Here is an 8,326-nt window from a genome sequence, read left to right as displayed (position 1 = left end):
CCGCCGCTCGGACGGCGGCTCGGCGGTCGGGCGGCGGGCGTCGTCGGAGCGGCCGCCGACGTCGACACAGCCGTCGGAGCGATGGGTACCGGCCAGATCGACGGCGACGAAGGCGTAACCGCGCGTCACGAAGTAGTTGTCCTAGTAGAGGGGGAACCGGACGGGCCGGCCGTCGGTGTCGTACGTCTTGAGCCGGCTCTCGTTGCCTCGGCCGCAGCAGGAGTAGTACGGGCCGGCATCCATGATCACGGGGACTTTCCGGCCCCGTCCGGCGGGTTCACGCGGCCGGACGATGTCGACGGCGACGCGGTCGCTCTTCCCGTTTCCGTCGCCGTCCAGTCCGGTGTCGCCCCAGACGGATTCGCGGACGGCGTTCTCGTACGGTGGACGGGCCTGCTCTCCAGGGGCCTGGATTCCTGGACACTGTTCTCCGAGGGCCTTGCGGCGCGCTGTGCACCTGCCGGTGAGAGCAGGACGGTCATCAGGGCGGCCACGGCCGCCGCCGGCGATCCGTACGTCAAGCGGGTGCCTCGCGCACGTATCGGCATGGGCGGAAGGCACCCCGGTCAACTCCTGGGCAACAGGGGGCGATCAACGGTGAACATTACGTGGCCATGACGTATCGCTCACGGTGTGCCATGTCGGCCGAATGGCGATCGTGTGACAGCTGTGGCCATGGACACGACTGATGCGACAGTCGCTGAATAGTGTCGACGTGACGGTTCGAAAGATCATTCGCCCCGACGACTTGGAGCATTCGTGCACCGCAGATTCATCGTCCCGAGCGCACTCGCGGCCTCCCTGCTGCTGGCGATCCCGGCCTCGGCCGCCGAAGGCACCGCAGGCGCCCCGGGCATCGGCGACCCCTATTACCCGGCCAGCGGCAATGGCGGCTATGACGTTTCCCACTACGACCTGCGGCTGAAGTATCAGCCCGCGACCGATCTGCTGGAGGGCACGGCGACGATCCTCGCCACGACCACTCAGGAACTCTCCCGTTTCAACCTCGACTTCGGGCTGGACGTCTCCGAGGTGCGGGTGAATGGCAAGAAGGCCGGTTACGCCAGGAGCGGCGACCAGGAACTGGAGATCACCCCGGCTGCAGCACTGGCAAAGGGCAAGGCCGTCTCGGTGGTCGTGCGGTACGCCGGGAAGCCGTCGGAGCTGAAGATCAACGGCTGGACCTCCTGGGCCCGTACCCCGGACGGCGCGGTGGCCGCGCAGGAGCCGGACTCGGCCGTCTGGTGGTTCCCCAGCAATGACCACCCGCTGGACAAGGCCACGTACGACATCTCGGTGTCCGTGCCCGACGGTACCCAGGCGATCAGCAACGGCGCGCTCCAGTCGCAGAGTTCGAAGCTCGGCTGGACCCGCTTCAACTGGCGCTCCGCCAAGCCGCAGGCGACGTATCTGACGACGCTGGCGATCGGCAAGTTCGACATCACCACGGACACCACGTCGGACGGTCTGCCGGTCGTCAACGCGTACAGCAAGGACCTCGGCGCCAACGGCGGTGCGGCCCGCGCCAGCATCGAGCGGACCACCGAGGTCGCCGAGTGGCTGACGGAGATCTTCGGACCGTATCCCTTCGACGCGCTCGGCGGTTACTCCCCCAATGTGACCAGCGGGTTCGCGCTGGAGACACAGACCAGACCGTTCTACAGCCCGAGGCAGTTCGCAAACGGTGCGAACGTCTCGGTCGTCGTCCATGAGCTGGCGCACCAGTGGTACGGCGACAGCGTGTCCGTCAAGGGCTGGAAGGACATCTGGATCAACGAGGGCTTTGCCCGCTACAGCCAGTGGCTGTGGTCGGAGAAGGAGGGCGAGGGCACCGCGCAGGAGCTGGCGGACTACACCTACGCCCAGCATCCGGCGGGCGACACCTTCTGGACGGTGAAGCCGGGCGACCCGGGCCCTGACAACCAGTTCGACGCGGCCGTCTACAACCGGGGGGCGCTGGCGATCCAGGCCCTGCGCAACAAGGTGGGCGACGAGACATTCTTCGAGCTGCTGAAGGGATGGCCGGCCGAGCATGCCTACGGGAACGCGAGCGTGGGGGACTTTGTGACGTACGCGGAACGGGTCTCGGGCCGGCCGCTCGCCGACCTCTTCGACACCTGGCTGTACCAGCCGACGCGGCCGGAGGCACCGGCGGCAGCCGGGGCGCGTTCGTTGCGCGCGCCCACTCGGCCCGCACAGCCCGCGTCATGGAAGCAGATCGCGGCCACGAACACGATTCACGACCACCGCTGACGGTCCGCGGATCAGGTCCGGGCACGGTCGCCCCCTCCTCGGCGGGGCGACGGTGCGCGGCGGACGGCCGGGGCGGCGCAGCGGAGGCCGTACGCCATCTCGTCTCCCTCGGCCGTCGGCGGATCGCGCACATCGCCGGACCGTGCGACCGGACATCGGCACTCGACCGGATCGACGAATACCGCGATGTGCTGCCCGACGGCGATCCGGCACTGTTCGCGGAGGGCGGCTTCACCGTCGAGGGCGGCGGCGCACGGGCGATGACGCGACTCCTTGAGCGCCACCCCGCTCCGGACGCGGTCTTCGCCTCCGACGACCTGATGACCTCGGGCGCCCTGCGGGTGCTGCGCGAGCGCGGCCGCGGGGTGCCGCAGGAAGTGGCCCTGGCCGGTTTCGACGACATGGTGTCGATGGCCGAGGCCATCGAGCCCCCGCTGACGACGGTCCGTCAGGATGCCGAGGGAATAGGCAGGTTGATGGTGCCGATGCTGATGCGGCGGCTGAACGGCAAGGGCGGGGTTACGAGCTCGAGTCGGCGATCACGCCGGCCCAGTTGGTGCACCGGGCTTCCGTCCGAGCTTCCCGTCGCCCCGGACGGCCTCGCGATGCGCCGCCCGTGCCCTGCGCGCGTACGGCAGATAGCGCAGCCGCTCGGGCAGCACGGGCACGACGCGCCGCACCACCCCGCACAACCGCCGCAGCTTCCGCTCCTGCGCATCCGTCCACTCCAGCCCGATCGCCTCGCGTGCGTCCGGCGGCATCAGCCCGATGGTCACAAAGCGGCGGAACCGGGCCAGCGGCGGAAGCAGCACCGGCCATAGTGCCTTCAGCAGCAGCCGCACCGGCAGCGGCCCGCGGTCCGGCGGCGGTACGGGGCGGTCGGTGGCGATCAGGTCCTCGACGACGACGGTGAGCTCGATCTCGTCGGCGAGCACCTTTCGGAAGTACGGCCAGAACTCCTCGATCGTCTGCGGCATGTCCCGGTCGTGAATGCCGAGAATCCTGCCTACCTGGAGCCACTCCCGGTACAGGGCCCGTTCCTGCGCGTCGGTGAGCGGCCGGACGAGATAGCGCGCGGCGTGCTGGTAGACGGGGAAGCCCGTGGCGTGCACCCACGCATAGTTTGCGGGTGACAACGCATGGTAACGGCGCCCCCGAGTGTCGGTGCCCTGGATGGTGCGGTGCAGCTTGCGGAGCCTGCGCCCTTCCTCGGCGGCCGCCTCACCCCCGTACACCCATAGCTGGAGCGAGCGCAGGGACCTCTCGCCGCGCCCCCACGGGTCCGTACGGAAGACGGAGTGTTCGTCGACCCCCGCACCTACCGCCGGGTGGGCGACCTGGAGGGCGAGGGCGGCGGGCAGCATCAGCAGGGCGCGAATGTCGCCGGAGAGGCTCCAGAGCACACCGCCGGGCGGCGGCGGGACGGGGGTGTCGTCTCTGGCTGCTTCGGTGTTCATGCGGTGCTCCCGGCGGTCGGCGGGGCGTGCGGCTCGGTGCCCGACCCTTGTGTGATCCAGTATGCGATCGCTTCCGGGCCGGTGCGCACGGGCCCCGGGACGCCCGTCCTCCGCGCATCCGCGTCGCCGGTGTTGACGCAGCCGATGAAACAAGTCGATAGTATTTGTAACTTTGACTCCTCGAATGAGATGAACCGTCAGATCTCTTGATAATCAAGGGAGTTGAACACCAGAGGAGACGAATCAAGCAGGGCCCGCACCGAGTCGACACGCAGACAGGAGGGCGCACCATGGGCCGATACAGCCGCCTGCGCGAGATCCGCCGGATGGATCCCGCGCGCGATTACGCCGAGATCCTCCGGCTGATCTCGCAGTACGAGTCCCCCTGGGACTACCGGCAGGGCGTGAGTGTCGCCTTCCTCCGCGACTACGGCGTCCCACGGATCTCCGTGCTGCTCGACCGCACTCAGGAGTTCGAGCGGTCCGGGCAGAAGCGCTACGACGACACGGTGCTGATCGGGTACGAGATGGCCGCGGACGGCTTCGACTCGGAGCGCGGCCGGGCCGCGGCGCGTCATCTCAATCGGATCCACGGCAAGTACCGCATCCCGAACGAGGACTTTCTCTATGTCCTGGCGACCACGGTCGTGGGGCCGAAATGCTGGATCGACCGGTACGGCTGGCGCCCTCTGTGCGCGCAGGAGATCCACGCGCTGGCGGAGGTCGGCCGGAAGATGGCGGCGATGATGGGCATCGAGGGGGCCCCTGACACCTACCAGGGGTTCGAGCGGCTCCTCGACTCCTACGAGGAGCGGATGTTCGCGTACGACCCGGCCAACCGCCGGGTCGCGAACGCCACGTTCCGGATCATGGCGAGCTGGTATCCGCGGCCGCTGCGGCCCCTCGTGGCGCGGTTCTCGCTCGCCCTGCTGGACGAGCCGCTGCTGATGGCACTGGGTTTCCGGCCGCAACCGCACTGGGCGCGGTCGTCGGCCGCGGCGGCTCTGCGGCTGCGTGCGCGTTGCGTACGACGGCTGCCGGCCCGGCCGCACTGGCTGCCCTCGCGCCCGCAGCCTCGCTCGTACCCCTTCGGCTGGCGGCTCGACGACCTCGGGCCGCACTGGGCTCGCAGCCGCCCCCTGGAACCGCTGCCCGACGAGACAGGCCCCTCCCCCGCCGCGGACGGCAGCACGGACGGCCCTACTCCGCAGCGAGCAACGGCACCAGATAGCGGCGGGCGAACGCCCGCACCTGCACGTCGTCGTCGAGCTCGAAACAACTGACGGGGTTGAGGAGGAAGGAGACCGTGATCCGCACCATCAGCTCGGCAACCGGTGTCGGATCGCTTTCCGGCCGCCCCTCCGCACGCCGGGCGTGACGCAGCCGGTCGGCCAGGTACTCACGGATGGCGAGGAAGGCCGGTCCGCTCTCCAGGGTCAGGAACGGGAGCATGGTCTCGGGCTCCAGCCTCAACAGCCCGCCGATGAGCGGATGTTCACGAATGTGCCCGAGGACGGCGGCGAAACCCTCGACGAGCCGGTCCTCCGTCGTGGGCAGAGCGGCTACCGCGTCGTCCACTTCCACGACGAAGCGCCGGTACTCGCGCAGCAGACAGGCCGAGACCAGACTGTCCTTGTTGCCCATCCGCCGGTACACGGTGACCCGCGAGACCCTGGCGCGCTTGGCGACGTCATCGACGGTCGAGCGGCGCAGCCCGAAGGTCATGAACTGCTCACGCGCGGCGTCGAGGATCTGCTCGCTCAGCGCGTCGGACGGCGGCGTCTCACGGAGTGCCCTGGCCAGCAGTGTCTCGCTCGTACTCCGTGCCGCCATGGCCCCTCCCCGTTCCGCCGGTTCCCCCCACCATAGAAGTCGATACACAGCGAATGCATGCCCGGGATCCTAAGGGCTGTCCCGTAATCCCTGGTGGAGCAGCGCGCGGCGTCAGATGCGGTGCATCGCAAGGCGGAGGGACATCCGCATACTGGATGTATGCGGACGTTCCGACAACGCGGCGAGGTGCCGTAGCTGTCGTCGTGCGCCCGTCAGGGATTACGGGACAGCCCTTAGTTAGGGACTTGCCGCTCCAACCGTCGTGCGCAGCCGCCCTCCGTCCCTTCGGATCTTCCCCGGGGCTGCCTGCGACCGGGAGGGTACGCGACGGTTGTTGGAGGAGCTGGAGAGCTTTCGCGGCCTGATTCGCGCGAGGGCCCACGAGGAGTGACAGCACCACCTTCCGCATGGCCGAGGCGGAAGGTCGGTGGGGTGATCACGGCAGGTGATCGAGGCAGCCATCCTCCTCCGGTCCGCACGACGGTCCGCACGAATCGCTCTAGTCGTAGTCGTACACCGTCACCGCTATCCCCCGGCTCAGCAGCCGCTTCTCGATCAGCGGCTCGATTCTGGACCACTTGCCGCCCGCCAGCCCGCAGCCGATCCGTGGCATATGGACCGAGGCCCCGAGCTCGACGGCCCGGTCCGCCACGGCGCCCAGGGCCCTATCGATCGCCTCGTAGCGCACCGGTACCCCGTTGCTGCCCGGGCGTATCCCCCGTTGACCCACCATGTTCGCCACCCAGATGTACGGACTCACCTGGACGAACTGCGTCGCACCCAGGGCGAAGTCGTTGCCCGCGCGCTCCCGGTGCCAGTGGCGGTAGGCCGTCTCCGGCTCGGGCCAGCGGCGCGAGACGGCCAGGACGAAGCCCTTGCCCCAGCCGCCCAGGTCGTTGCAGACATGCGCGATCAGCTTGACGCCCTTGCCCTGGGGGGCGGTGGCGTCCCCCCGTACGTACGTGATCTCCGACATGACACCAGCGTAGGAGCCACCACTGACACAGGCGCCCCGGGCCGGATCAGTCCCGGTCGTCGTCCTCGTACAGTGCGGCGATCGACTCGCCGTACTTGTCGCGGATCACCCGGCGCCGCAGTTTCAGCGAAGGGGTCAGTTCGCCCGTCTCCGGACCCCATTCCCGCGCGAGCAGCCGGTAGCGCTTGATCTGTTCCGTGTTGCTGAGGCGGGTGTTGGCCGACGCGACAGCTCGGGCGACCTCCTCCCGTACGGCCGACTGGTCGGCGAGTACGGACGCGGCCGCGTCGATGCCGTGGGCCGCCGCCCAGGCGGGCGCCCGTGGCCAGCAGTGATCCGTACGTACGGTGCGTTCCGGCCTCGGCCGCCTCCACGACGACCAGCTTCTCCAGCCGTACCGTGTCGTCCGCGAGCAGCGGCTCCCAGCGTTCCCGTTCGCGGCCGCCCTCGACGATCGCGAACCGGGCACGGCTGTGCCGGGCGATGTGTGCGATCTGTTCGCGGGCCGCGGTGCTGTACACACTGACGGGGACGGCTCCCAGGTGGGTGAGCGCCAGGTCGGACAGCCGGTGTTCGGGCCGGTTGCCCATCATCATGAGGACCTGTTCGCCGCGCTCCACACCGAGTGCGCTGTACCCGGTGGCGAGTACGGCGACCCTGCGCCGTACCTCCTGCCAGGTGAGGGTCGTCCATTGCGTTCCGTCGCTGCCGGCCCGCCACGAAAATGCCGGGCGATCGCCGTGGTCCTCGGCGTTGCGCAGGAGCAGAGCGGGCAGGGTGAGTTGCCCGGGTTCCGCGGGGTGTCGCAGGATCGTGGTCACGGCCGCCTCCTGTCACCATCGGCCGGACCGTGCGGGTCCGTACCGGAGTGGGACTGCGCTTGGATGCTGCCGGACACTTTCACAACAGTGGTGAGACAGCAATACTGTTGAACCTGATTGGTGCAGACGCAGCAGTTCGCCGCTGGGTCGGAACGCGAGGAGCAGACATGGCGACCGGGACCGAGGACCCGACGCTCACCGTCGACGAGCTGGCGGCGCGCGCCGGTGTCACCGTACGCACCGTGCGTTTCTACAGCACTCGGGGTCTGCTGCCGCCTCCGGTGATCGGGCCGCGTCGCGTCGGGCACTACGGGCATGAGCATCTGTCCCGGCTCGCGCTCATCGAGGAGCTCCAGCACCAGGGCATGACGCTGGCCGCGATCGAACGCTATCTGGAGCAGCTGCCGCCGGATCTGAGCGCACACGACCTGGCGATCCACCGGGCGCTGGTGGCGTCCTGGGCGCCGGATTCGGCGGAGGACGCGACGCGTGCGGAGCTGGAGCGGCGTGCGGGACGGGCGCTGACCGAACAGGACATGGCACGGTTGGCAGCGATGGGGGTGCTGGAGCGTGCTGAGCCGACCGATGGCAGCTACCGGGTGGCCCCGGGGCTGCTGCGGCTCGGGGTCGAGCTGCTCGATGTACCGATCGCCCACGAGACGATTCTGGCCGCGCGCACGGTTTTGCTGGAGCACTCCCGGTCCGCCGCGCAGGAGCTGACCCGGCTGTTCCGGGACGAGGTGTGGAATCCCTACCGGGAACGGGAGTCGGACCCGGAGCATGTGGCGGCGATGAAGTCGCTGTCGGCCCATATGCAGCCGATGGTGCTCCAGGCGCTGGTGACCGCGTTCCAGCGGTCGTTGAAGGAAGAGCTGCGGGGGGGGGTGTAGGGCCACGGTTAGCGGGCCCCCGGGGGGTGGTGGTTAGGGGTAGGTGTAGCCCCTGTGCCCCGGGTAGACCAGCCGGCCGGGGGGGGGGTTGCGGGC

The 8,326-nt window shown here is 69.3% G+C and carries 6 protein-coding genes and 3 pseudogenes; 4 read left to right on the top strand and 5 right to left on the bottom strand.

The features are described 5' to 3' along the window. Positions 1 to 548 (bottom strand): annotated as a pseudogene (locus ABTZ94_RS34320) (CocE/NonD family hydrolase); the annotation flags it as partial. 211 nt (positions 549 to 759) lie between these two features. On the opposite strand from ABTZ94_RS34320, the gene ABTZ94_RS34315 reads away from it, so the two are divergent. Together ABTZ94_RS34315 and ABTZ94_RS34310 are read left to right on the top strand one after the other, a co-directional pair. Beyond that, the gene (locus tag ABTZ94_RS34315; RefSeq protein ID WP_351206844.1) at positions 760 to 2,253 is read left to right on the top strand and encodes a M1 family metallopeptidase; all 1,494 of its coding nucleotides are present in this window, start codon (positions 760 to 762) and stop codon (positions 2,251 to 2,253) included. A gap of 2 nt (positions 2,254 to 2,255) precedes the next feature. Further along, positions 2,256 to 2,827: pseudogene (locus tag ABTZ94_RS34310) on the top strand (substrate-binding domain-containing protein); the annotation flags it as partial. Here the strand turns inward: ABTZ94_RS34310 and ABTZ94_RS34305 are convergent. Beyond that, entirely contained in the window at positions 2,793 to 3,710 is a 918-nt protein-coding gene (locus ABTZ94_RS34305; protein WP_351206842.1) for an oxygenase MpaB family protein, read from the bottom strand. The pseudogene ABTZ94_RS34310 and the gene ABTZ94_RS34305 sit on opposite strands and share 35 nt — an antisense overlap. Positions 3,711 to 4,000: 290 nt before the next feature. Between ABTZ94_RS34305 and ABTZ94_RS34300 the strand changes: the two genes are divergently transcribed. Next, complete coding sequence (locus ABTZ94_RS34300; protein ID WP_351206840.1) at positions 4,001 to 4,993, top strand: oxygenase MpaB family protein; 993 nt, start codon at positions 4,001 to 4,003, stop codon at positions 4,991 to 4,993. Here the strand turns inward: ABTZ94_RS34300 and ABTZ94_RS34295 are convergent. The 3 genes and pseudogenes from ABTZ94_RS34295 to ABTZ94_RS34285 all read right to left on the bottom strand — a co-directional run. Beyond that, positions 4,911 to 5,543 (bottom strand): TetR/AcrR family transcriptional regulator, encoded by a 633-nt coding sequence (locus tag ABTZ94_RS34295; protein WP_351206838.1) that lies wholly within the window; start codon positions 5,541 to 5,543, stop codon positions 4,911 to 4,913. The two genes, ABTZ94_RS34300 and ABTZ94_RS34295, sit on opposite strands and share 83 nt — an antisense overlap. 499 nt (positions 5,544 to 6,042) lie before the next feature. Next, the gene (locus tag ABTZ94_RS34290; RefSeq protein WP_351206836.1) at positions 6,043 to 6,519 is read right to left on the bottom strand and encodes a macro domain-containing protein; all 477 of its coding nucleotides are present in this window, start codon (positions 6,517 to 6,519) and stop codon (positions 6,043 to 6,045) included. A 308-nt stretch (positions 6,520 to 6,827) separates the two neighbouring features. Next, positions 6,828 to 7,340: pseudogene (locus tag ABTZ94_RS34285) on the bottom strand (AMP-binding protein); the annotation flags it as partial. Positions 7,341 to 7,507: 167 nt separating this feature from the next. On the opposite strand from ABTZ94_RS34285, the gene ABTZ94_RS34280 reads away from it, so the two are divergent. Further along, positions 7,508 to 8,230 (top strand): MerR family transcriptional regulator, encoded by a 723-nt coding sequence (locus ABTZ94_RS34280; protein ID WP_351206834.1) that lies wholly within the window; start codon positions 7,508 to 7,510, stop codon positions 8,228 to 8,230. Positions 8,231 to 8,326 lie beyond the last annotated feature (96 nt).

The sequence above is a fragment of the Streptomyces sp. NPDC002785 genome (assembly GCF_040295565.1).
Lineage (GTDB): Bacteria > Actinomycetota > Actinomycetes > Streptomycetales > Streptomycetaceae > Streptomyces.
Note: the sequence above shows the minus strand (reverse complement) of the source record. Positions and strands in the feature narration are given on the sequence as shown.

What these genes read in the sequence shown, in the direction of transcription:
- ABTZ94_RS34300 (WP_351206840.1), top strand. Translation starts at nt 4,001, where the DNA reads ATGGGCCGATACAGCCGCCTGCGCGAGATCCGCCGGATGGATCCCGCG.
- ABTZ94_RS34290 (WP_351206836.1), bottom strand. Translation starts at nt 6,519, where the DNA reads ATGTCGGAGATCACGTACGTACGGGGGGACGCCACCGCCCCCCAGGGC.
- ABTZ94_RS34280 (WP_351206834.1), top strand. Translation starts at nt 7,508, where the DNA reads ATGGCGACCGGGACCGAGGACCCGACGCTCACCGTCGACGAGCTGGCG.
- ABTZ94_RS34305 (WP_351206842.1), bottom strand. Translation starts at nt 3,710, where the DNA reads ATGAACACCGAAGCAGCCAGAGACGACACCCCCGTCCCGCCGCCGCCC.
- ABTZ94_RS34295 (WP_351206838.1), bottom strand. Translation starts at nt 5,543, where the DNA reads ATGGCGGCACGGAGTACGAGCGAGACACTGCTGGCCAGGGCACTCCGT.